The organism is Alteriqipengyuania halimionae, assembly GCF_009827575.1.
Classification (GTDB): domain Bacteria; phylum Pseudomonadota; class Alphaproteobacteria; order Sphingomonadales; family Sphingomonadaceae; genus Alteriqipengyuania_A; species Alteriqipengyuania_A halimionae.
Window position 1 is genome coordinate 2,366,425 of the sequence record NZ_WTYR01000001.1, and the last position, 20,325, is coordinate 2,386,749.

Sequence of the window (20,325 nt, forward strand, 5' to 3'; positions counted from 1 at the left end):
GTACAGGCGGAAGCCTGGCGAAGGTTCGGCAAACGGATCGACGACGGTGGCCGGATTCTCGATCTTGGCACCGGCGACGGGAGGGTGCTGGGAATGCTCAGACGAGTATCGCCGCAGCTGGAACTGATCGGGGTCGATCTGGCGCGCACCTTGCCCGAACCACCCGAGGGAACCAGCACGCAGGGCGGCGTGCCGATGGAGTCCCTGCCGTTCGAGGACGACAGTTTCACGGCCGTCACGGCCCAGTTCGCGGTCGAATACGGTGACGTAACCAGGATCGCGCCCGAAATCGCTCGCGTTTCGCAGGACGGCGCGCTCGTGGGCCTTATCACCCATCGCGACGACGGCCCGATCCTCGCCCATAATGTACAGCGCCGCGAAGCGATTCGGTGGGCTATCGACGAAGAGAAGTTGATCGAAGTCGCGCGCAAGAGCCTCGCCCTGCGGTATTTCGGACTGCATGGCGCGGCTCCGGGCATCGCCCGCGCCCCGGCCGAGGGCGCACGCCGTTTCGGCCCACGGTCGGCGGCATGGGAGATTGCCGAAGCCATTCGGCAGACGGTCGAGATGGGCGCGCGCTCCGATCCTGCCGTGGTCGCGGCCACATTGGGCCAGATCGAGACGCAAGCGCGCAACGAGCTGGGTCGGATCGATTCTCTCGAGCGAGCCTGTGGCACCTTTGCGGATGAGCAAGCGGTCGAAGGGGTGTTCGCGGAATCGGGGCTCGAGCTGATCGAGACCCGGGATCTCTTTGAAGCCGACGGTCCTCCCTTCGCGCATTTCCGTCTGCTCAGAGCCTGATCATCGCGAGCGAATGAGCGCGGAACAGGCCGCTCGCAAGAGCGCCTAGAATTTCCCACAAAACAAAAAGGGCGGCGAGCCGAAGCTCGCCGCCCTCTTTTTCAGACCGTACTCCGGTCGGTTCGGATCAGAACTGGATCCGTGCCGACACGAAGAAGTCGCGACCAAGCACGTCGTAGGTGCCCGGCCAGGTGTTTGCCTGTTCCTGGTTGTCGCCGAGCAGCAGGCCCTGCGGTGCATTCGCCACAGTGCCGTCGGCGTTGAACGTCGGCGTGCCCGGCAGCTTGTCGAACAGGTTGTTCACGCCCATCGACAGGGTGAAGCTCTGCGTGATGTCGAATGCGAACGAGAGATCGAAGTAATCGACCGCTTCGATCGTTTCGAGACCGCCGAACTCAGCATAGTTGATGCCATCATCGTCGTCCTTGACAGAACCAAGGTGACGCCAGCGCAGGCTGATCGTCGCCGGACCGTCGACATACGAAGCACGCGAAGTCCACTTCCATTCCGGGGTCGGCTCGAGACAGGTGTTGCCGAAGGCTCCGGCACACTCGTTGATCTCATCCGGGAAGAGACGTTCCGGCGTGAAGTTATTCTTGATGGTATAGGTACCCAGGAAGAACAGGTTCAGACGGGCGTCTTCGGCCGAGTTGAAGATCGAGAACGGAACCGGGGTACCGTAATCCATCTGGAAGTCGACGCCTTCCACTTCGAGCAGAGCGCCGTTGGCGTTCAGCAGCAGCGGATTGTTGCTCGACGTGATCGAACCATTCGCATTACGAGCCGGACGGTTGGGATCGAAGAACGGCTGGCAGAACGGGCTGGTCTGATCCTGGATCACATTATAGCAAAGATTCAGGGTGTTGTTCAGACCGCCACCCAGCGTGTCGATCACGTTGTCGACCTTGATGTTGTACCAGTCGACCGTGATGTTGAACCCAGGCAGGAAGCTCGGGGTGAGCACCACACCTGCGGTCCAGCTGTCCGAAACTTCTTCCTCGAGGTTCCCGTTACCGGCGAAGTTGGCCGGGATCTGCGTATCGAGCTGGATTCCGGGGCTACCGACGTTGCCGGCCGGGACGCCAGAGGCGACACACAGCGCGACGGCCGCTGCATCACCGAGGACGGCCGGATCCGCACACGGATCGACCGCGCCAGGGAAGCCGATGGCCTGGCCCTGGAACAGTTCGGCAATGTTCGGTGCACGAACTGCGCGCTGATACTGGCCGCGGAAGGTAACATCGCGGATCGGCGTAAAGGTCGCGCCACCGGCATAGGCCCACACGCCACCGACGTTTGCGAGGCTGTAGTCCGAGTAACGCGCCGCACCGGTGAGTTCGAAGCGGAGCCCCGCATCGGTTTCGATGATCGGAACGTTAAGTTCGGCGAAAACTTCCTTCACGTCATAATCGCCTGCAGTGGCCTGGCCGGCATTGAAACCGATCACGTCACCCGAGGAAAGCGCGGTGTCCGGAATGAACTCGGCGCTGACCTTGCGGTACTCGGCACCGATCGCGATACCGATATCGCCTGCACCCAGGCCGAAATTGCCGAACGTACCCGAGACGACGCCCGAGAGGACCTGAAGCGCCGAAACGTCGCCGTTCTGGGCGAGGATCGAGATCTGGTCGACCATGGAAGGCGTAAGTGTGCCGGGGCCGAAGGGATTGATCGGATCAGCCGTGCCGTCGAGGCCAGCCTGGAACGCCGAGCGCGAAATGTTACCGGCCTGCACGTTCGCGTTCCGCGTACGGGCATACTGGTAATACAGATCGTAGTTGAACGTTTCCGAGATCGGACCGTTGATGCCGGTCAGGATCCGGAACGCATTACGCTCGTCCAGCGTATTGCGCGAACCGGTTTCGATCGTGCGACGCTGCAGGAAGAGATTGACCACACCGGGATCGTCCGCATCGCCATTCGCTGTGTTGCGCACCGTTTCAGCGGCATCGATCGCCTGCAGGTTCGCGAGCGAAGCAGCGTCGAGGAAGCCACCCACGGCATCGAGGTTCACATTGAAATCGCCGGTCACGGGAGTCGCGGCGAGTTCCTGCGCCACGCGGTTATTCGCGTAGCTGAACTCGGTGTAGACCGTGTGGCCGCTGCCGATGTCGTATTCTGCGTGACCGCCGATCAGATACCGCTCCTGCGGGATCATCAGATAGTTGGCCGGAGCATAGTTGTAGAGGTCGCCAGCGCGCGCGCGGAAGGTGCCCGGGGTGTCGAACACGACCGCGTTGTTGGCGGCGAAGGCACCGATGCCGTTATCGGTGGGTTCCACGGCAGGGGTGTTCGGATTGTCACGAAGACGCTGCGGACCGGTGCCGTTCGCACCGCCGAAGTAGCGCAGAACGCCGTTCGGAAGCGTGGAGGAACCGAACTGCTGCAGGTCGGCGCCGCTCGATTCGCCACCGAGGGCGAAGTTCGAGAAGGCACGGTCGCCTTGGAAGACGCCGCCGCGATTGTAATATTCGCCGTAGACAGTGGCGCGACCGCGGCCGTCGTCGAATTCGGCGCCGAGAGCGGTAAAGACGTTGTAGCGCGCGCCGTCTCCACGTTCGGTGATCGAGTACTGGCCACCGGCTTCGATGCCGTTGACATAGCGCAGCTTGAAGTTGGTCACGCCGGCAAGCGCGTCCGAACCGTAAACGGCCGATGCGCCGCCCGTCACGACGTCGACACTGCCGACCAAGAAGGTCGGGATGGTGTTGAGGTCGACAACCTGCTCAACGTCGTAGAACATGTAGCGACGGCCGTTGACGAGCACGAGGTTACGGTTCGTGCCGATGCCGCGCAGGTCCAGCGTGGCCGTGCCGTTGCCGGGGTTGTTCGAGAAAGCGGTCGTGCCCGGAACAACCTGCGGCAGGGTGTTGATCACCTGCTCGGCGTTCACGGCGCCCGAGAGCTTGAACTCTTCGTCCTGGACGACGGCGACGGGCGCCGCGCTGTCGAGGTCGTTGCGCACGATGCGCGAACCTGTGATGGTGACGCGGTTGGTCGCGCCTTCTTCGGCACCGGCGCCGGTCTGGATCGCGGTTTCCTGGTCCGTCGCGTCGTCGGAGTCTTGCGCGAACGTCGGAGTGGCCAGCGCCACCGCCACGATAGCGCCGCTCGCGAGAAGCGCGGCCTTGTTAAATCGATTCGACATTTCAGTCCCCTTAAACGAGCCCGCTTTGCGCGCGCCCTTTTGGTTCCATAACTAGAGTCCGGGCAAAAGACCCGGAACTGGAACGATAGTTACGAATGACGGGCGAGCCGCGCAATCCGAAGGCCTGAAGGGCCACGCTTTGATCATTAATTGTGACCAATTTGCTACAGTGGATTGGAGTGGATTTTCCGTGGCCGAGCGCTAGTTTGACCTCCGAACCGAGAGGAACTTCATGCTACGCTACGCCGCTATTTCACTCGCATCCTTGGCCTTGCTGGCTGCCGTCCCCGCCGCTGCGCAGGAGGCCGGTGAAGACGCGCTCGACGCGATCCGCAAATGTCGCGATATCGCGGAAGACGCCGCTCGCCTCGCTTGTTACGATGGTGCAACCGGTTCTTTCATTGCCGCCAGCGATAGTGGCGAAATCGAACTGGTCGATCGTCAGCGAGCCGACCGGACACGCAAGGATTTGTTCGGATTTTCGGGCGCCCGCCTGCCGTTTTTCACCGACGGTGAGGAAATCAAGGAGATCGAATCCACGATCACCCGGGTCCGGCGCATCGGTCGCGATGGCTGGCAGATCACGATCGAGGATGGCGACGCCGTTTGGCAGATCACCAATCCGCCGATGCGCTTCAACCCGCCGCGCGTGGGTGACAAGGTCGTGATCGAACGCGGCGCGCTCACCAGCTATTTCATCAAGGTCCGGACCCAGATCGGGGTTAAGGGCAAGCGCGTACAGTAACGCTTACATCGGCCCGGTCAGCAGGATCGGGTCGAGCCGCGCGTCGTTCCATTTGACCGACCAGTGAAGGTGCGGCCCGGTGGCGCGACCGGTGGCGCCGATGCGTCCGATCGGCTGCCCCTGAGCGACTTTCTCGCCTTCGGAAACCAGGATTTCCGAGTTGTGGAGGAAGGCACTGTTGAGCCCGTTGCCGTGATCGATCATCAGCAGGTAGCCTTCGAGGCTGAACGGTTCTCGGGTCGCCAGCACCACGACACCGTCGGCCGGCGCCACATAGGTTGTGCCGGCACCGCCCGCTATATCGATGCCCGAGTGATAACCGCCCGGCTCGCCTCGATAAATGCGCTGGCGCCCGAACATTCCGGAAATGCGGGCCTTGACCGGCCAGATGAAATCCTGCCGCCAGCCTTCGGCGCCCGTTGTCTCGGCGCGCGCGGCGACGATCTGCGCCAGTTCGGGGCGACGGATGCGCATGAACGCCTCGGTCGCGCCGCCGGGACGCCGTGCGATATCGACGTGCTGGATGTTCCAGTCTCGCGCACGGACAGGCACCGTCCGCGCGATCTTTCGCCCGTCGGAGAATTTGGCGACGAGGGCGTATTGCTCGGCTGCATCGCGATCGAGCCCGGCAAAGAAAGTGCCGTCAGGGGCGACAGCGATTGCGCTATCGCCAAGCGTCAGACGCGCGACATCGCCGGTCACCGTGCCGCGGATCCAGCCGCCCTGGGTGAACTGGCCCGCTACGCGCACATCGATCGGCTCGAGCGTGCGTGCGGGCGTTGGAGTGGGCTTGGGCAGCGGCTGCACCACCGGAGAACTCGTCGCAACCGGGGCGGCGGGCACCACCTCCTGCGAAGGTGCGGCAGAGCTGTTCGCGCATGCCATCAGGAGCCCCGCCAGCAGCGGTGCCGACCATTTGACGGGGCGCATCAGGATGCGTCCACCAGCCTTTTGGTGGCGATTTCGGCGGTGGCATAAGGCTCCTGAAGCTCGACGCTCCAATAGCGCAATTCCTCGAGCGGGACCTGCACCGCCGAGACCGCGCAGACGACATGGTCGCCATTGCGCAGCACGCGAAAACCGTTGGGGCCGTAATGGAGTGTCGCTTCGCGACCTTTGGAACTCATCAACATGGTTCGACCCTTAGCACAGCGCGGATTAACCGAACAAATCTTCCTGTCCGGGCGGTGATTTTTTAGGGCGGACGGCAGCTTTGCGCGGCGACGGGGCGTTGCCTGACGGCACAGCATCAAGGGTGCCGTCGGCGAATTTCAAGCGAAGGAGATCGGCTTTGCCAGCCGCTTTCGCACTCGTCAGCGTCGCTCCGTCGCCCGTCATGACGCGGACATAGCCACGCGAGAGCGGACGATCGGGGTGGAGCTGTTCGGCCAGCCGCGCGAGGGCATCGAGTTTTCGCCGCTGTTCGGCCACGGGACGGCGAACCAGGTCGGGCGACAGCCGCTGCCCCGCCAGCCGCGCGGCCTGTTCGCGCAGTTGCCCCTGTAGCAGGGCAGGAGAAAGCCGCAGCGCGCCGAGACGTTCGCGGCCATGCGCCGCACGTTCGGTCAAACCGCGCTTCAACCTGTCCGCCAGATCGTCGAGCCGCTGGGCATAGGGCTGAAACAACGTGTCGGTGCCGGGGAGACGCTCCGCACGGGCCTGCAGTCTCTCGCGTCCCAAAGTCACGGGGCGGCGCGCCGCCGCGCCCTGGCGCTGTCCGAGCTCGGCGATCCAGCCGGCCAGCTCGGCGCGCACCGGCACCGCCATCTCGGCCGCGGCCGTCGGCGTGGGCGCACGCCGGTCGGCGGCGAAATCGGCCAGCGTGGTGTCGGTCTCGTGCCCCACCGCGCTGATCACGGGGATCGGGCACTCGGAAATCGCGCGGACCACCGCTTCCTCGTTGAAGCCCCACAGATCCTCAATCGATCCGCCGCCGCGCGCGACGATCACGACATCGGGCCGCGGCACCGCACCGCCTGCCTCCATCGCAGCGAAACCGCGGATGGCGGCGGTGACCTGATCCGCGCTGCCCTTGCCCTGCACCAGCACCGGCCAGACGAGGACGCGACTGGGGAAGCGATCTTCGAGGCGGTGAAGGATATCGCGGATCACCGATCCGGTCGGCGAGGTCACCACGCCGATCGTGCGCGGGAGCATCGGCAAGCGGCGCTTGCGGGTCTCGTCGAACAGGCCTTCTGCGGCGAGCCGCTGCCTGGTCTTTTCGAGGAGCGCCAGTAACGCGCCCTCGCCCGCGACCTCCATCCGCTCGATCACGATCTGGTAGTTCGACCGCCCCGGATAGGTCGTCAGTTTTCCGTTGGCGACGACTTCGAGACCGTCTTCGGGCTGGAACGCGAGCCGCGCGACGTTTCCGCGCCACATTACCGCATCGATCCTCGCCTTGTCGTCCTTGAGATTGGCGTAAAGATGCCCGGATGCCGCGCGCTTGACCCCCGAGAGCTCGCCGCGAATGCGCACGAACCCGAAGCGATCCTCGACCGTGCGCTTCAATTGCGCGGAAATCTCGCTGACCGAGAAGGGTTCCGCGTTGTCGCCTGCACGGCTGGTCGCTACGAGGTTGTTATTGTCGTCATCTGGAGGCGTACCGGCAGGCATGGAAATCCTTCTTCTCGGATCGGGCGGGCGCGAACATGCGCTGGCATGGAAGCTGATGCAATCGCCGCGGTGCGACAATCTTCATGTCGCGCCAGGCAATCCCGGCATCGACGGCGATGGCGGCAAGACGGTAGCGCTCGATTCAAGCGATCATGCGGCCGTGACCGCGTTCTGCCGCGAACACGATATCGGCCTCGTTGTGATCGGCCCCGAAGCGCCGCTGGTCGACGGACTTGCCGATAGCTTGCGCGACGCAGGCATTCCAGTGTTCGGCCCATCCGCGGCCGCCGCAATGCTCGAAGGCAGCAAGGCCTTTACCAAGCAAGTGTGCGACGAAGCGGGCATCCCCACCGCGGGCTACAAACACGCAACCTCTCTCGACGAAGCCCGCGAGGCCCTGTTCGAATTCGATGCGCCCTATGTGCTCAAGGCAGACGGCCTTGCCGCCGGCAAAGGCGTGGTGATCGCCGACGATCGCGCGGAGGCCGAAAACGCCCTCACCGACATGTTCGGCGGCCAGTTCGGTAATGCCGGCTGCAAAGTCGTGATCGAGGAATTCCTGAGCGGCGAGGAGGCGAGCTTCTTCGCCCTGTCGGATGGGAACACCGTGCTTCCGTTCGGCACAGCACAGGATCACAAGCGCGTCGGCGATGGCGATACCGGACCCAACACCGGCGGCATGGGCGCCTACAGCCCCGCCTCGATCATCGATGCCGACATACAGCGCGAGGTGATGGAGAGGATCGTCGAACCCACCGTCGCCACGATGAAAGCTCGCGGCACGCCGTTCTCGGGCGTGCTCTATGCGGGGCTGATGCTGACCGAGGATGGGCCCAAGCTGATCGAATACAATGTCCGCTTCGGCGATCCCGAGTGCCAGGTGCTGATGGCACGGCTCGATACCGATCTGGTCGAACTGATGCTCGCCTGCGCGAACGGCACGCTCGACGAATACGACGAAGTGAAGATGAAGCCATCCGCTGCGCTGACCGTGGTGATGGCTGCGGAAGGCTATCCCGGAACGCCGGAAAAGGGCGGCATCATCTGCAAGGTCGATGTCGCCGAGCAGAAAGGCGCGAAGATCTTCCACGCCGGAACCAGGCGCGACGAGGACGGTGCGCTAGTCGCCAATGGCGGCCGCGTGCTCAACGTCACTGCCATCGCCGACGACGTGACCACCGCGCGCAACCTCGCCTACGAAGCCATCATGAGCCTCGATTTCAAAACCGGCTTCTGCCGCACCGATATCGGCTGGCGGGAGCTCGAGCGGGAGCGGTCCGACTAGGCGATTTGCGCCCGCCAGACACGCATACTGCGCGTGCCTCCATCGCGAAACGCGACTACTTTACCAATTCCTTCAGATCGGCTTCGGGCCGCGCGCCGTAATGCGAGATGATTTCGGCGGCGCAGATCGCGCCCATTTCGAGGCAGCGCTCGAGGCTCTCGCCGCGCACGTGGCCGGTGAGGAAGCCGGCCGCGAAAAGATCGCCCGCGCCCGTGGTGTCGACCACTTCGTCGATCGGCTGCGCAGGCACTTCGGCTCGCGTGCCATTGGCGACCGCGACCGCGCCCTTGGCGCTGCGGGTGGCCACAATGATCGGCAGCTTGCCGTCGAGAGCCTTCAGTCCGGCATCGAATTCGTCCTCGCCGGTGAGCGTGGCGAGCTCGGTCTCGTTGACGAACATGATGTCGATCTTCCCGTCTTCGATCAGAGCGCGGAAATCGTCGCCATGACGATCGATCACGAAGCTTTCGGAAGCGGTGAAAGCGACCTTGCGCCCGGCATTGCGGGCGACGTCGATCGCACGGCGCATGGCGCTGCGCGGTTCTTCCGGATCCCACAGATAGCCTTCGAGATAGAGCACCCCGGCATCGGCGATCAGCTTTTCGTCGAGCGCTTCCTTGGGCAAATAGGTGCTGGCGCCGAGGAAGGTGTTCATCGTGCGCTCGCCATCGGGTGTCACGAAGATGAGGCAACGACCCGTGGCCGGATCACCTTCGCGAACCAGCGTATCGTAATCGATGCCGACCGCGCGGATATCATGGGCGAACACATCGCCGAGCTGGTCGTTCGCGACCTGGCCGATGAACGCGCACTGCGCGCCGAGCGCGGCCATGCCGGCCAGCGTGTTGGCGGCCGAACCGCCCGAGATCTCCCGCGCCGGGCCCATCGCTGCGTAGAGCTTGGCCGCGCCTTCGTCGTCGACCAGCGTCATCCCGCCCTTGGCCAGCTGAAGCTCGTCGATGAGGTCATCATCGCACGGCGCCATCACGTCGACGATGGCGTTGCCAATAGCGATTACGTCGTAGCGGGGGTCGGTCATTGGTAATCCTGTCTGGTCGAAACGGTATGCGGTCGCGCCTAGCGGTTGGCCGAAGGCCTGCCAAGCGTTGACACTGCCCGTCGAGGCGGCGATTCCGTCCGCGATGCTTCGCGCGCTTTTCCTCGCCCTCCGCCAACTGGCCGATCCGCGCGTCATCGGACTGCTGCTGAAAAGCGTGGGGTTCGCGCTGGTCGCTTTCGTCGTGTTGGGAACGGCGGGCTGGTTCGCGTTCGACTGGGCGCTGGCTTACGCCGGGTTCGCCGACGAGAGCTTCGCCGGAGCAGGCGGCGTGCGCGGCGCGCTCTCTATCATCGGAGTGGTGATCGCCGCCTGGCTGCTTTGGCGGATCGTCGCGATGGCAGCGCTGCAGTTCTTTGCCGACGATGTCGTGAAAGCGGTCGAAGCGAAATTCTACCCTGCGCAGGCAGCGCAGGCGCGCGATCTGGGCCCGGCGCGTGAATTGCGACGCGGGATGAAAGGCGCGGGCCGCGCCTTGCTTTTCAACCTCCTCGCATTGCCGGTCGCGCTCGTGCTGCTGGTGACCGGCGTCGGCACCGCGGCGGTATTCTGGCTGGTCAATGCCGTGCTGCTGGGGCGCGAACTGATGGAAATGGTCGCCGCCCGGCATGAGCGGGAAATTGGTGCATCGCCCCTTGGCGGGGGAGAACGTTTCGCCATGGGCGGGATCATTTCCGCCCTGTTCATCGTTCCCGGCGTCAACTTCCTAGCCCCCTTTCTCGGCGCGGCGATGGCCACGCATCTCGTCCATGGGAAAACCGCATGAAACGTTTCGCCTTCCTTTTGATGCCGCTGCTTGCCGGCTGCGCCGCAGGGACGGGATCATCCGGCCCACCCTTACCTCCGGTCACACAAGCGGGAACGCCGCCGCCACCGCGCACCCCGGCCCGCAGCTCGGGAGTGGGCCTCGAAAGCGTGCTCGACGCGACCGCCGCGCAACTGGTGCGAAAATTCGGCCAGCCCCGCATCGACCTCGCCGAGGGCGACGCGCGCAAGCTGCAATTCGCCGGGCCGCCCTGCGTGCTCGATGTCTATCTCTACACACCCGAAGGCGCGCGAGAGCAGCGGGCGACATGGGTCGACGCGCGCAATCTGGCAGGTGAGTCGGTGGAACCGGCGGCCTGTATCGGCGCCCTCGGGCGTTAGTCGCCGAAATCGAGCGGAGCTTCGGCCCCGCCCTGCATCGGCAAAGGGCCCTTGGGCGGGATCGCTGGCATAGGCATGCCTGCTTCGGGCGGTTTCCTGCGCTTCGTGCCGTTGGACAGATGTCTGGAGAGGTGTCGCGACAGCAAGTCGGCTTCGACTTCGCGAGCGCGCAATTCCCTGAGCTTGCTCGCCATAGCGACGCGCACCCGCGCAACGCCCTTCAGTATCTCAACGCGCGCCCGAGACGCCTCGCGCACGATATGCGCAAAATCGTCGAAACTGGTGGGGCGGCGCTTCTCTTCCATTCCAACCCTATACCATGAAACTCTCGCCACAACCACAGGCGCCCTTGGCGTTGGGATTGTCGAACACGAAACCGGCGGTGAAATCGTCTTCCACCCAGTCCATCGTGCTGCCGACGAGGTAGAGCACGCTCGCCCCGTCGATGTAAAAGGTGCCGCCGGGGGTTTCGATCTTCTCGTCGAAGCCCTGCTCCTCGCTCACGTAATCGACCGAATAGGCCAATCCCGAACAACCGCGACGCGGGGTGGAAAGCTTGACCCCGATCGCATCGTCGGGTGCCTTCGCCATCAGATCGGCGACGCGCTGCTCGGCCGCTTGCGTCAGGATGACGGCGGCCTTGGGTGCGGGGCGGGTGCGGGTTGTCGTGTCGGTGGTCATGGTGAGCCCCTTATAGCATACCCAATTCGAGGCGGGCTTCGTCGGTCATTTTGTCCGGGCCCCACGGCGGATCCCAGACGAGATCGACTTCGGCATGGCGCACGCCGGGCACCGAACCCGCGCGCAGTTCGACTTCTCCGGGCATGCTCTCGGCCACCGGGCAGTGCGGGGTGGTGAGAGTCATGATAACTTTCACATCTGCTTCGTCCGAAACCTCGACATCGTAGATCAGGCCGAGATCGTAGATATTGACCGGAATTTCCGGGTCGTAGATTTCCTTCAACGCATCAACCACCGCCTGCTGCAGTGCGCCACCCGCCCCGGCTTCGGGCGCCGCATCGGGCTGCTTGTCCAGGAACCCGGCAAGGTAATCGCGTTTGCGCTCGAGCTTTTCGCCTGCGCTTTCGCTGGCGGGCTCCGGATCGACCGCGTCCGACACGCGCGCCCGCGGCGGCTTGGGGGCCACGACCTGGTCGAGCGGCGAGGGAGCCGCCACGTAATCCTTGTTTTCGCTTGCTTCGCTCATCCGAAAATCCTGAGTGTTCTCTCGATGCCGCGCATCAGCGCATCGACATCGCTTTCGTCGCTATAAAGGCCGAAACTGGCCCGCGCGGTGGCGGGGACGCCCAGATGCTCCATCAGCGGCTGGGCGCAGTGATGCCCGGCGCGGATCGCGACGTTTTCCTCGTCCAATATGGTGCCGAGATCGTGCGGGTGAACCCCATCGAGGGCAAAACTGACGATTCCGGCGCTTTTATCGGGACCGAACAACGTGACCTTGTTGGTGTCGCGCAGAGCCGCGCGCGCATTGGCGGCCAGCGCGCTTTCATGATCGAACAGCGTATCGAGACCCAGCGCAGAGACATAATCGATCGCCGCATGCAGCGCGATCGCCTCGGTAATCATCGGCGTGCCCGCTTCGAAGCGCTGGGGCGGCGGAGCATAGGTCGTGCCGGCGAACGACACCTTGTCGATCATCGCGCCCCCGCCCTGCCACGGAGGCATCGCCTCGAGCAGCGCTTCGCGCGCCCACAGCACACCGATCCCGGTCGGGCCGTAGATCTTGTGTCCCGAGAACACGTAAAAGTCGCAATCGAGCGCTTGCATATCGAGCGCCATGCGCGGTGCGGCCTGGCACCCGTCGAGCAGCAGTTTTGCGCCCGCGCCATGCGCAAGGCTGGCCGCCCGCTTGGCATCAAGTACCGAGCCGAGAACGTTCGAAACATGCGCCAACGCGACCAGCTTGTGCCGCTCGGTCAGCATGCTTTCCATCGCATCCAGATCGATCCGCCCATCTTCGGTCAGCGGGCAGACATCGATTTCGGCGCCGGTGCGCTCGGCCAGCAGCTGCCACGGCACGATATTGGAATGGTGCTCGAGCGCGGAGAGCATGATCCGGTCGCCCGGCTGCAGGTTTGCCCCGCCCCAGCTTTCGGCGACGAGATTGATTCCCTCGGTCGCGCCGCGGACGAACACGATCTCGTTCTCGCTCTTTGCCCCGATGAATTCGGCAACACGCTTGCGCGCGGCCTCATAGCCCAGCGTCATCTGGGCCGAGCGATTGTAGACCCCGCGATGGACGGTCGCGTAATCGCGGCCGAGCGCCCGGCTCATCGCGTCGATCACCGCCTGCGGCTTCTGCGCAGAAGCGGCGGTATCGAGGTAATGCCATGCCTCCCCCTCGGGCGTGAGGAGGCCGGGAAAATCCTGCTTGCGAGAGGTGACTAACGTTTCGCTCACAGATGCCGGTCCAGCTTGTCGAGCGCGATCCGCATCAGGCGTTCGCGTTCGTCTTCATCGTCGAGCGCAACGAACGCATTGCCGATAAAGGCCTGCACGAGCAGCCGCCGCGACAGTTCGGGCGAAAGCCCGCGCGCCGCCATGTAGAAGCGTGCCGTCTCGTCGAGCTGGCCGATCGCCGCGCCGTGGGCGCATTTGACGTCGTCGGCGAAAATTTCGAGCTGGGGCACGGCGTTCACGGTCGCGCCCTTCTCCAGCAGCAGACCCTTGAAATCTTGGGCCGCGTCGGTCTTCTGCGCATCGCGCACGACATCGATATTGCCGAGGAAATTGCCCGTTCCCTGCCCCCAATGCGCGGCGCGGACCACCTGGTTTGAAGTCGCTTCGGGTTCGGCATGGACAGTGCGGGTGACGAATTCGCGCACCGTGCTGCGACCGCCGACAGTCACACCGCCAAGTTCGAAATGGGCGCCTTTCGCCAGCCGCACTTCGATTTCGATGCGTCCGAGCTGGGCCGAAGCGATCACGCCGAAGATCTCTGCGCGCGCGCCTTCGCCGATGTCGATCCTGTAGCGATGAAGCTCGGTGCCGTCGGGATCGCTGGTCTCATCCTCGATCGCGATCAATTGGCGAAACGTCTCGCCCGCAGGGACGGAAATTTCGCGCCATTTGTCGAGCGACACGCCCTCGAGCGCAGCGACGTCCGAATAGCGCCAGGCTTCGTCGCGATTGGTTGGGAGAGTAGCCATCAAGCCGCCATCACCTCGTCATAGCCCTCGGCCTCGAGCTGCTTGGCGAGATCGGCATCGCCGGTCTTCACGATGCGGCCATCGGCGAGGATGTGGACGTAATCAGGCCGCACGTAATCGAGCAGGCGCTGATAATGTGTGATCAGCAGCACGCCCTTTTCGGGGCTGCGCATGATCGCATTGATGCCCTCGCCCACCGTCTTCAGCGCATCGATATCGAGCCCGCTATCGGTCTCGTCGAGCACCGCGAAGGACGGATCGAGAATGCCCATCTGGACCATTTCGGCACGCTTCTTCTCGCCGCCCGAAAAACCGACATTCACGTGCCGCTTGAGCATGTCCATATCGAGCTGGAGCAGCGCTGCCTTTTCCTTCGCTCGCTTGAGGAATTCGCCGCCGGTGAGCGGTTCCTCGCCGCGCTCTTCGCGCTGCGCGTTCACCGCCTCGCGTAGGAACTGCACGTTGGAGACGCCGGGAATCTCGACCGGGTACTGGAAACCCAGAAAAAGGCCCGCGGCGGCGCGCTCATGCGGTTCGAGATCGAGCAGATCCTTGCCCGCGAAGGTGACCGATCCTTCGGTCACTTCGTAACCCGGACGTCCGCCCAGCACATAGGCGAGGGTCGATTTGCCCGCGCCATTGGGCCCCATGATCGCGTGGACCTCGCCTGCATTCACTTCGAGGGTCAGGCCCTTGAGGATCGGCTTGCCGTCGATTTCGGCATGAAGGTTGTCGATTTTCAGCATAGTATCTCAAATGTCCGTGTGGCGACGACCGGGGACGACCCCGCGATTGCCGAAGAGTTCGGAGAGACGATCGAAGGCGCGGCGGCGCAATTCGTGTTCCGAGACGTTTTCCTGCTGGCGCGATTCGATATCGGCTTCCAGCGCGAGGTATGCGTTGCGATCGGCCGCAAGCATCTCGTCGAGCCCGTCCGCCCAATCGAGCGTGCCGGCCGTGTTGGTCTGGAAATCCATCCCGTAGCCGCCGAATTCGCGCACCAGCGCTTTCATCAAGGCGCCGGCCACGCGCCAGTCGCGCTCGTCGCGATAGGCGGTGGTCGAGAAGACATGGGCGCCTTCGAGCTGTGCGATATCCATCCCCGCATCGCGCATGATGTCGCGCAGCTCGAAGAGGTCCTCGTCCGCATCGAACACGTAATCGCGCGAATCCAGGATATGCGGGCAGTCGTCGACCAACACCGCGAGCGATTCATCCGGCGCGGTGCCGAACGCGTTATCTGCGCGATCGGAGCGCACGAGAATCCGCACGCCGGCACTCCTTTCGATCGCTGCATCGAGCGCGCGCGCTGTCGGCCAGCGCCCCTGCGGCACTGCGACCTTGTAGATATACCCCATCGAACCCGTCTCGCCTGCCTGTGCCTGTCCGGCGGCAGGAGTCCCTCCCGCTGCGTACCGATGGGTTCGCACGGCAACCTTGGATGTCCGAACAAACCCCGCACATTCATCTATATGGTGAATGAAAGCAGGGCGTTGGCGTTGCGTCAGCTGTCCCGCAACGGGACGGGTCAAGGGGGCGGCCGTCGCGATCACGCGTCGGCTCCGCCTTCTGGTTCGGAATCGCCCTGCGGTTCGGCATCACCCTGGGGGCGATCGAAGTCCGCTTCCGGACGCGGGCTGGAGCGCCGCATGGTGGCACGGTGCGCGGCACGGGCTTCGCGTTTGTCGCCGATGCGCATGCGCATGCCGGCGGTGATGCGGGGCAGCACGTCGTCGATCCGTTCGAGGATGTCCTCGGCCTTGATCCGCATCACGCGGATGCCGACCGCCTCGAGGCTCTTGTCGCGGCGCTTGGCCAGCGTCTCGTTCTCGCCTTCTTCGTCGATATCTATCGCCATGCCGAGCCGGTGGCAGACGAAATCGACGATCGCCGAGCCGACCACCGCATGCCGCTTGAAATCGTAGGGGCCCATGTCGGCCTCGGCAAAGCGCTTCGCCAACGCCTTGTGTGCATCCGAAGAAAAGCGGCGCATCTCGCGCGCCCGCTCATGCAGCGCATCAAGCCGCTTTTCCGAAATTTCCCACCCGCGACCCTTCTTCTTGATGGCGGGGGTCGTGTCGGATTGCTCGTCGGGCGAGCGGAGCTGGAGAGTTTTACGTTCGGTCATGAGGTATGCTGCAAGATATTGAGTATGCGCCCGGACGGATCTTTGACGAAAAATCGTCGTACTCCCCATGGCTCATTGGTAATCGGATAGACGATCTCGGCGTCCAATTGCTGAGCGCGTCTGTGAGCTTCCTCGACATCGTCAACTTCAATTGAGAGGCTCGGGACAGGTGCGCCCGAACCTCCCTCTTTCATGATGCTGAGCTGCGGCTTGGCCCGCTCATCTGACGCGACAGTCACAATGAATCCCTGATCCATCACGATATCGAGGTCAAACAAGCGCTCATAGAACGACGCTTCTTGCTGTGGGTTCTCGGAGCCGAAATCCGGAACAATTCTGAGTACCGTCACCCCACACTCCCTTCGAGCGAGATTGCCAGCAGCTTCTGCGCTTCGACCGCGAATTCCATCGGCAGTTCTTTCAGTACTTCCTTGGCGAAGCCGTTGACGATCAGCGCCATCGCCTGCTCTTCGTCGAGCCCGCGCTGCATGGCGTAGAACAGCTGGTCGTCGGAAATCTTGCTGGTGGTCGCTTCGTGCTCGATCTGGGCGCTGGGGTTCTTGACCTCGATATAGGGCACGGTGTGCGCGCCGCATCGATCGCCAATCAGGAGGCTGTCGCACTCGGTCCGGTTGCGCACGTTCTCGGCATTGGCCGCCACCGCCACGCGGCCGCGATAGGTGTTCTGCGACTGGCCCGCGCTGATGCCCTTGGAGATGATCGTGCTGCGCGTGCCGCTGGCATTGTGGATCATCTTGGTGCCGGTATCGGCCTGCTGGTGGTTGTTGGTCACCGCGACCGAGTAGAATTCGCCGACACTATCCACGCCGTTGAGCACGCAGGAGGGGTATTTCCATGTCACCGCGCTGCCGGTTTCGACCTGGGTCCAACTGATTTTGCTACGCGCGCCCTGGCACAGCCCGCGCTTGGTGACGAAATTGTAGATCCCGCCCACGCCCTCGGCATTGCCGGGATACCAGTTCTGCACGGTCGAATACTTGATCTCGGCATCGTCCATCGCGACCAGCTCGACCACGGCGGCGTGGAGCTGGTTCTCGTCGCGCATCGGCGCGGTACAGCCTTCGAGATAGCTGACGTAACTGCCCTTCTCGGCCACGATCAGCGTGCGTTCGAACTGGCCCGTATTCTCGGCATTGATGCGGAAATAGGTCGACAGCTCCATCGGGCAGCGTACGCCCTCGGGAATGTAGACGAAGGTGCCGTCGGAAAAGACCGCGCAATTGAGCGTCGCGAAATAATTGTCGCGCTGCGGCACGACCTTGCCGAGCCATTTCTTCACCAGCGCGGGATACTCGCGGATCGCCTCGCTGATCGAGAGGAAGATGACGCCCGCTTTCTTCAATTCCTCGCGGAAGGTGGTGGCGACCGACACACTGTCGAACACCGCGTCCACAGCAACCTTGCGCGCGCCCTTCACCCCGGCGAGCACTTCCTGCTCTCCGATCGGGATGCCGAGCTTGTCGTAGACCCGCTTGATCTCGGGATCGAGCTCGTCGAGCGATTCCAGCTCTTCCTTCTTCTTCGGCTCGGCGTAGTAGTACGCGTCCTGATAATCGATTTCGGGATAGCCGAGTTTGGCCCAGTCGGGCTCTTCCATATCCTGCCACAGACGGAAGGCCTTCAGCCGCCATTCGAGCATCCATTCGGGCTCTTTCTTCTTGGCGGAGATATATTTCACCGTGTCTTCGGTGAGGCCCTTGGGCGCGAATTCGGTATCGATATCCGAATGCCAGCCAAATTCGTATTCGGCCGCCTTGGCAGCCGCTTCGCGGGCTTCGGCATCCTGTTCGGGCTTGGCTTTGAGGTCTATCTGATCGGTCATGCGAGTTCTCTTTGCTGCGCCAGTTGCGTCAGCGGAATGTCGGCGAGCGCGCCGCGCAGCGCGTCGTTGATCAGCGGCCAGTGCGGGCGCATGTGGCAATCGGCACCGACCGCACAGTCCTCACCCTCGACGCAGGCAGTCAGTGCAATCGGCCCTTCGACCGCTTCGACGATATCGGCGACGGTGATCGCCGCCGCCGGACGTGCAAGTTGCAAGCCACCACCTGCACCCCGCGTGGAGCGCAGCAGGCCAGCGGACGAAAGTTTGCTGACGAGCTTCTGCACCGTCGGCACCGGCAGACCGGTTTCCGCCGCCAGTTCCGACGCAGAGGTACGCGCGCCACCGCAATGGCGCGCGGCGGCGCACATCATGACGACGGCATAGTCTGCAAGGTTGCTGAGGCGCATGCGGCCCAAATCGGACCGGAACCGTCCGATTTCAACCAAAACCCGACTGTTGCGAGTCGTTAGCGTTTAGGCAGCCGTACGCTCCACCTCGCCATTGCGAGTTGAGCGATGCGATGTCGAGACTGTAGGATCAGCGCTTCTCTTCCGCGATCCAAGCGTCGACATTTTCTTCCAGGATGCTGAGCGGCACGGCGCCATTGGTCAGCACGACATCGTGGAAGGCGCGAATATCGAAATCGTCGCCCAATTCGGCCTGCGCCCGGTCGCGCAGTTCCATGATCTTCAATTTGCCGATCATATAGGCAGTCGCCTGCCCCGGCATCACGATATAGCGCTCGATCGCCTTGCGGATATCGCCCTCGGGATTGGGGGTATTTTCCTTCAGGTAAGCGATCGCCTGTTCGCGGCTCCAGCGCTTCGAATGGATGCCGGTATCCACAACCAGTCGACAGGCTCTCCACAGCTCCATCCCCAGCCGGCCGAAGTCCGAATAGGGGTCGGTGTAGAAGCCCATGTCCTTGCCCAGTTCCTCCGAATAGAGCCCCCATCCTTCGGTGTAGGCTGTGAACCCGCCGAACCGGCGGAAGGCTGGAAGACCGTCGAGTTGCGTCTGGATCGAAAGCTGCAGATGATGCCCCGGCAGGCCTTCGTGATAGGCGAGCGCTTCGAGCTCGTTCTTGGACATATCCTTGAGATTGTAGAGATTGACGTAATAGGTCCCGGGCCGAGAACCGTCGGGCGCGGGGCTCTGGTAAAACGCCTTGCCCGCGCTCTTCTCGCGGAAGGCCTCGACCGGTTTCACCGTCAGCGCGTCTTCGGGCAGCACGCCGAAATATTCGGGCAGTTTCGCTTCCATCCGGTCTATCACGGCCTCAGCATCGGCCAGATATTCTTCGCGCGTGTCGTAGAAGAAGCGATCGTCGGTGCGGGTGTATTCGAAGAAGTCCTGCAAACTGCCTTCGAACCCGACCTGCTTCATGATTGCGCGCATCTCGTCATGGATACGGGCGACTTCGCGCAGACCGATATCGTGGATCTGGTCGGCGGTGAGATCGGTGGTGGTGTAGCTGGCGAGCAGCGCATCGTAATAGGCCTCGCCGTCGGGCAGGCGCCAAACACCATCGTCCGTTCCCGCCATCGCCTCCTGACGCTGCATCTCGGCCAGCAGACGGCGATAGGCAGGAGCCGCAAAGGCGCGCCAGCTGGCCAGCGCCTTGTCGGTGAGCATGGTCTTGCGATCCTCGGCAATGTCGAGCTTGGCGACCTTGCCGCGGAAATCCTCGAGCACGGCATTGTCGTCGCCTGCATTGAGCAGGTTCTCGATGTCATTGATGACATAGGCATAGACCCATTTGGGCGGCATCACGCCCTTGGCCGCGCGCTCGCGCGATTGCGCCGTCAGCGTGTCGAGCGCGCGGCCGCTTTCGCCGATCCGGCTGATATAGGCCTGCGCGTGATCTTCATTCGCCACGCGGTGGATATTGATCAGGAAGGCCGGTGCCTGGCTCTGCGCGCCGAACATCTGGTTGAAGATGTAGCCATTGTCGCGAAACGGATAGAGCGAAGCAGAACGATCGGCCTGGGCGAGGAACAGGCGATAGCTGAGCGCATCCTGCCCATCGAGATCGGCGAGATCGAATTCGCGCTTCAGCCGCGCGGCGTAGTCCTGCTGGAGCTGATAGGCCCGCGCCTCCGCGGCGGCGGAGACATCGTCCCACTTGGCGTAATCCTCGTCGATGATCCCGCGATAGGATTTCGAAAGCGGCGACATAGCGAGTTGTGCCTCGTCATAGCTTTCGAAGAAGGCGGCGAGTTCGGCATTCTGCTCGTCCTCGTCACCTTCGATCGCGTCGACCACCGCATCGGCAATGGTATCGGCCGTGCGATCAATGTCCTCGGCCGGAATGGTGGCACAGGCGCCCAGCGCGAGTGGAGCGGTGGCGGCGAGCAGGATGCGCTTGGTCATGATGTTCTCCCTC

The 20,325-nt window shown here is 63.4% G+C and carries 22 protein-coding genes; 5 read left to right on the forward strand and 17 right to left on the reverse strand.

Annotated elements, in window-relative coordinates; genetic code table 11:
* Positions 1 to 54 precede the first annotated feature (54 nt).
* On the forward strand, positions 55 to 801 hold the full coding sequence (locus tag GRI68_RS11360) for a methyltransferase domain-containing protein (protein WP_325063820.1): 747 nt from the start codon (positions 55 to 57) through the stop codon (positions 799 to 801).
* 127 nt (positions 802 to 928) lie between these two features.
* On the opposite strand, the gene GRI68_RS11365 is transcribed toward GRI68_RS11360, so the two are convergent.
* Positions 929 to 3,949 (reverse strand): TonB-dependent receptor domain-containing protein, encoded by a 3,021-nt coding sequence (locus GRI68_RS11365; protein ID WP_160617351.1) that lies wholly within the window; start codon positions 3,947 to 3,949, stop codon positions 929 to 931.
* 232 nt (positions 3,950 to 4,181) lie between these two features.
* On the opposite strand from GRI68_RS11365, the gene GRI68_RS11370 reads away from it, so the two are divergent.
* Positions 4,182 to 4,694: a hypothetical protein gene (locus GRI68_RS11370; protein WP_160617352.1), complete on the forward strand. Its 513-nt coding sequence runs from the start codon at positions 4,182 to 4,184 to the stop codon at positions 4,692 to 4,694.
* Positions 4,695 to 4,697: 3 nt separating this feature from the next.
* On the opposite strand, the gene GRI68_RS11375 is transcribed toward GRI68_RS11370, so the two are convergent.
* Genes GRI68_RS11375 through xseA form a run of 3 tightly spaced genes read right to left on the reverse strand, consistent with a single transcriptional unit; the run spans position 4,698 to position 7,310 of the window.
* Complete coding sequence (locus GRI68_RS11375) at positions 4,698 to 5,624, reverse strand: M23 family metallopeptidase (protein WP_234028786.1); 927 nt, start codon at positions 5,622 to 5,624, stop codon at positions 4,698 to 4,700.
* Positions 5,624 to 5,827: a DUF2093 domain-containing protein gene (locus GRI68_RS11380; RefSeq protein ID WP_160617353.1), complete on the reverse strand. Its 204-nt coding sequence runs from the start codon at positions 5,825 to 5,827 to the stop codon at positions 5,624 to 5,626. The genes GRI68_RS11375 and GRI68_RS11380 overlap by 1 nt, the downstream gene beginning before the upstream one ends.
* A gap of 25 nt (positions 5,828 to 5,852) precedes the next feature.
* On the reverse strand, positions 5,853 to 7,310 hold the full coding sequence (gene xseA, locus GRI68_RS11385; RefSeq protein ID WP_160617354.1) for an exodeoxyribonuclease VII large subunit: 1,458 nt from the start codon (positions 7,308 to 7,310) through the stop codon (positions 5,853 to 5,855).
* Here xseA and purD point away from each other — a divergent pair.
* Positions 7,309 to 8,595: a phosphoribosylamine--glycine ligase gene (purD, locus tag GRI68_RS11390; RefSeq protein ID WP_160617355.1), complete on the forward strand. Its 1,287-nt coding sequence runs from the start codon at positions 7,309 to 7,311 to the stop codon at positions 8,593 to 8,595. The two genes, xseA and purD, sit on opposite strands and share 2 nt — an antisense overlap.
* Positions 8,596 to 8,650: 55 nt before the next feature.
* On the opposite strand, the gene GRI68_RS11395 is transcribed toward purD, so the two are convergent.
* Positions 8,651 to 9,634, reverse strand: coding sequence for an adenosine kinase (locus GRI68_RS11395; RefSeq protein WP_160617356.1), 984 nt, complete (start codon positions 9,632 to 9,634; stop codon positions 8,651 to 8,653).
* Positions 9,635 to 9,737: 103 nt separating this feature from the next.
* On the opposite strand from GRI68_RS11395, the gene GRI68_RS11400 reads away from it, so the two are divergent.
* Complete coding sequence (locus GRI68_RS11400; RefSeq protein ID WP_160617357.1) at positions 9,738 to 10,418, forward strand: EI24 domain-containing protein; 681 nt, start codon at positions 9,738 to 9,740, stop codon at positions 10,416 to 10,418.
* The gene (locus GRI68_RS11405; RefSeq protein ID WP_160617358.1) at positions 10,415 to 10,798 is read left to right on the forward strand and encodes a hypothetical protein; all 384 of its coding nucleotides are present in this window, start codon (positions 10,415 to 10,417) and stop codon (positions 10,796 to 10,798) included. Before GRI68_RS11400 ends, GRI68_RS11405 begins: the two co-directional genes overlap by 4 nt.
* Here GRI68_RS11405 and GRI68_RS11410 read toward each other — a convergent pair.
* The 12 genes from GRI68_RS11410 to GRI68_RS11465 all read right to left on the reverse strand — a co-directional run bounded on the left by GRI68_RS11410 (position 10,795) and on the right by GRI68_RS11465 (position 20,312).
* Positions 10,795 to 11,103 (reverse strand): hypothetical protein, encoded by a 309-nt coding sequence (locus tag GRI68_RS11410; RefSeq protein ID WP_160617359.1) that lies wholly within the window; start codon positions 11,101 to 11,103, stop codon positions 10,795 to 10,797. The two genes, GRI68_RS11405 and GRI68_RS11410, sit on opposite strands and share 4 nt — an antisense overlap.
* Before the next feature lie 7 nt (positions 11,104 to 11,110).
* Positions 11,111 to 11,479 (reverse strand): HesB/IscA family protein, encoded by a 369-nt coding sequence (locus GRI68_RS11415; RefSeq protein ID WP_160617360.1) that lies wholly within the window; start codon positions 11,477 to 11,479, stop codon positions 11,111 to 11,113.
* A 10-nt stretch (positions 11,480 to 11,489) separates the two neighbouring features.
* On the reverse strand, positions 11,490 to 12,005 hold the full coding sequence (locus GRI68_RS11420) for an SUF system Fe-S cluster assembly protein (protein ID WP_160617361.1): 516 nt from the start codon (positions 12,003 to 12,005) through the stop codon (positions 11,490 to 11,492).
* The gene (locus GRI68_RS11425) at positions 12,002 to 13,219 is read right to left on the reverse strand and encodes a cysteine desulfurase (RefSeq protein WP_160617362.1); all 1,218 of its coding nucleotides are present in this window, start codon (positions 13,217 to 13,219) and stop codon (positions 12,002 to 12,004) included. Before GRI68_RS11425 ends, GRI68_RS11420 begins: the two co-directional genes overlap by 4 nt.
* A complete protein-coding gene (locus GRI68_RS11430) occupies positions 13,216 to 13,968 on the reverse strand; it encodes a SufD family Fe-S cluster assembly protein (RefSeq protein ID WP_160617363.1) in 753 nt (250 codons plus the stop codon). The genes GRI68_RS11425 and GRI68_RS11430 overlap by 4 nt, the downstream gene beginning before the upstream one ends.
* A complete protein-coding gene (sufC, locus tag GRI68_RS11435; protein ID WP_160617364.1) occupies positions 13,968 to 14,714 on the reverse strand; it encodes a Fe-S cluster assembly ATPase SufC in 747 nt (248 codons plus the stop codon). Before sufC ends, GRI68_RS11430 begins: the two co-directional genes overlap by 1 nt.
* Before the next feature lie 6 nt (positions 14,715 to 14,720).
* The gene (locus GRI68_RS11440; RefSeq protein WP_160617365.1) at positions 14,721 to 15,326 is read right to left on the reverse strand and encodes a hypothetical protein; all 606 of its coding nucleotides are present in this window, start codon (positions 15,324 to 15,326) and stop codon (positions 14,721 to 14,723) included.
* Positions 15,327 to 15,517: 191 nt separating this feature from the next.
* The gene (locus GRI68_RS11445) at positions 15,518 to 16,096 is read right to left on the reverse strand and encodes an endonuclease domain-containing protein (RefSeq protein ID WP_160617366.1); all 579 of its coding nucleotides are present in this window, start codon (positions 16,094 to 16,096) and stop codon (positions 15,518 to 15,520) included.
* The gene (locus GRI68_RS11450) at positions 16,093 to 16,446 is read right to left on the reverse strand and encodes a VOC family protein (protein ID WP_160617367.1); all 354 of its coding nucleotides are present in this window, start codon (positions 16,444 to 16,446) and stop codon (positions 16,093 to 16,095) included. The genes GRI68_RS11445 and GRI68_RS11450 overlap by 4 nt, the downstream gene beginning before the upstream one ends.
* A complete protein-coding gene (gene sufB / locus GRI68_RS11455; RefSeq protein WP_160617368.1) occupies positions 16,443 to 17,939 on the reverse strand; it encodes a Fe-S cluster assembly protein SufB in 1,497 nt (498 codons plus the stop codon). Before sufB ends, GRI68_RS11450 begins: the two co-directional genes overlap by 4 nt.
* A complete protein-coding gene (locus GRI68_RS11460) occupies positions 17,936 to 18,346 on the reverse strand; it encodes an SUF system Fe-S cluster assembly regulator (RefSeq protein WP_160617369.1) in 411 nt (136 codons plus the stop codon). The genes sufB and GRI68_RS11460 overlap by 4 nt, the downstream gene beginning before the upstream one ends.
* A gap of 130 nt (positions 18,347 to 18,476) precedes the next feature.
* On the reverse strand, positions 18,477 to 20,312 hold the full coding sequence (locus GRI68_RS11465) for a DUF885 domain-containing protein (protein WP_160617370.1): 1,836 nt from the start codon (positions 20,310 to 20,312) through the stop codon (positions 18,477 to 18,479).
* Positions 20,313 to 20,325: the final 13 nt, after the last annotated feature.

Excerpts from the sequence above, each read along its gene's own strand:
- GRI68_RS11365 (WP_160617351.1), bottom strand. The coding sequence starts at position 3,949 with ATGTCGAATCGATTTAACAAGGCCGCGCTTCTCGCGAGCGGCGCTATC.
- GRI68_RS11370 (WP_160617352.1), top strand. The coding sequence starts at position 4,182 with ATGCTACGCTACGCCGCTATTTCACTCGCATCCTTGGCCTTGCTGGCT.
- GRI68_RS11375 (WP_234028786.1), bottom strand. The coding sequence starts at position 5,624 with ATGCGCCCCGTCAAATGGTCGGCACCGCTGCTGGCGGGGCTCCTGATG.
- GRI68_RS11380 (WP_160617353.1), bottom strand. The coding sequence starts at position 5,827 with ATGTTGATGAGTTCCAAAGGTCGCGAAGCGACACTCCATTACGGCCCC.
- purD (WP_160617355.1), top strand. The coding sequence starts at position 7,309 with ATGGAAATCCTTCTTCTCGGATCGGGCGGGCGCGAACATGCGCTGGCA.
- xseA (WP_160617354.1), bottom strand. The coding sequence starts at position 7,310 with ATGCCTGCCGGTACGCCTCCAGATGACGACAATAACAACCTCGTAGCG.
- GRI68_RS11395 (WP_160617356.1), bottom strand. The coding sequence starts at position 9,634 with ATGACCGACCCCCGCTACGACGTAATCGCTATTGGCAACGCCATCGTC.
- GRI68_RS11400 (WP_160617357.1), top strand. The coding sequence starts at position 9,738 with ATGCTTCGCGCGCTTTTCCTCGCCCTCCGCCAACTGGCCGATCCGCGC.
- GRI68_RS11405 (WP_160617358.1), top strand. The coding sequence starts at position 10,415 with ATGAAACGTTTCGCCTTCCTTTTGATGCCGCTGCTTGCCGGCTGCGCC.
- GRI68_RS11410 (WP_160617359.1), bottom strand. The coding sequence starts at position 11,103 with ATGGAAGAGAAGCGCCGCCCCACCAGTTTCGACGATTTTGCGCATATC.
- GRI68_RS11415 (WP_160617360.1), bottom strand. The coding sequence starts at position 11,479 with ATGACCACCGACACGACAACCCGCACCCGCCCCGCACCCAAGGCCGCC.
- GRI68_RS11420 (WP_160617361.1), bottom strand. The coding sequence starts at position 12,005 with ATGAGCGAAGCAAGCGAAAACAAGGATTACGTGGCGGCTCCCTCGCCG.
- GRI68_RS11430 (WP_160617363.1), bottom strand. The coding sequence starts at position 13,968 with ATGGCTACTCTCCCAACCAATCGCGACGAAGCCTGGCGCTATTCGGAC.
- sufC (WP_160617364.1), bottom strand. The coding sequence starts at position 14,714 with ATGCTGAAAATCGACAACCTTCATGCCGAAATCGACGGCAAGCCGATC.
- GRI68_RS11440 (WP_160617365.1), bottom strand. The coding sequence starts at position 15,326 with ATGGGGTATATCTACAAGGTCGCAGTGCCGCAGGGGCGCTGGCCGACA.
- GRI68_RS11445 (WP_160617366.1), bottom strand. The coding sequence starts at position 16,096 with ATGACCGAACGTAAAACTCTCCAGCTCCGCTCGCCCGACGAGCAATCC.
- sufB (WP_160617368.1), bottom strand. The coding sequence starts at position 17,939 with ATGACCGATCAGATAGACCTCAAAGCCAAGCCCGAACAGGATGCCGAA.
- GRI68_RS11460 (WP_160617369.1), bottom strand. The coding sequence starts at position 18,346 with ATGCGCCTCAGCAACCTTGCAGACTATGCCGTCGTCATGATGTGCGCC.
- GRI68_RS11465 (WP_160617370.1), bottom strand. The coding sequence starts at position 20,312 with ATGACCAAGCGCATCCTGCTCGCCGCCACCGCTCCACTCGCGCTGGGC.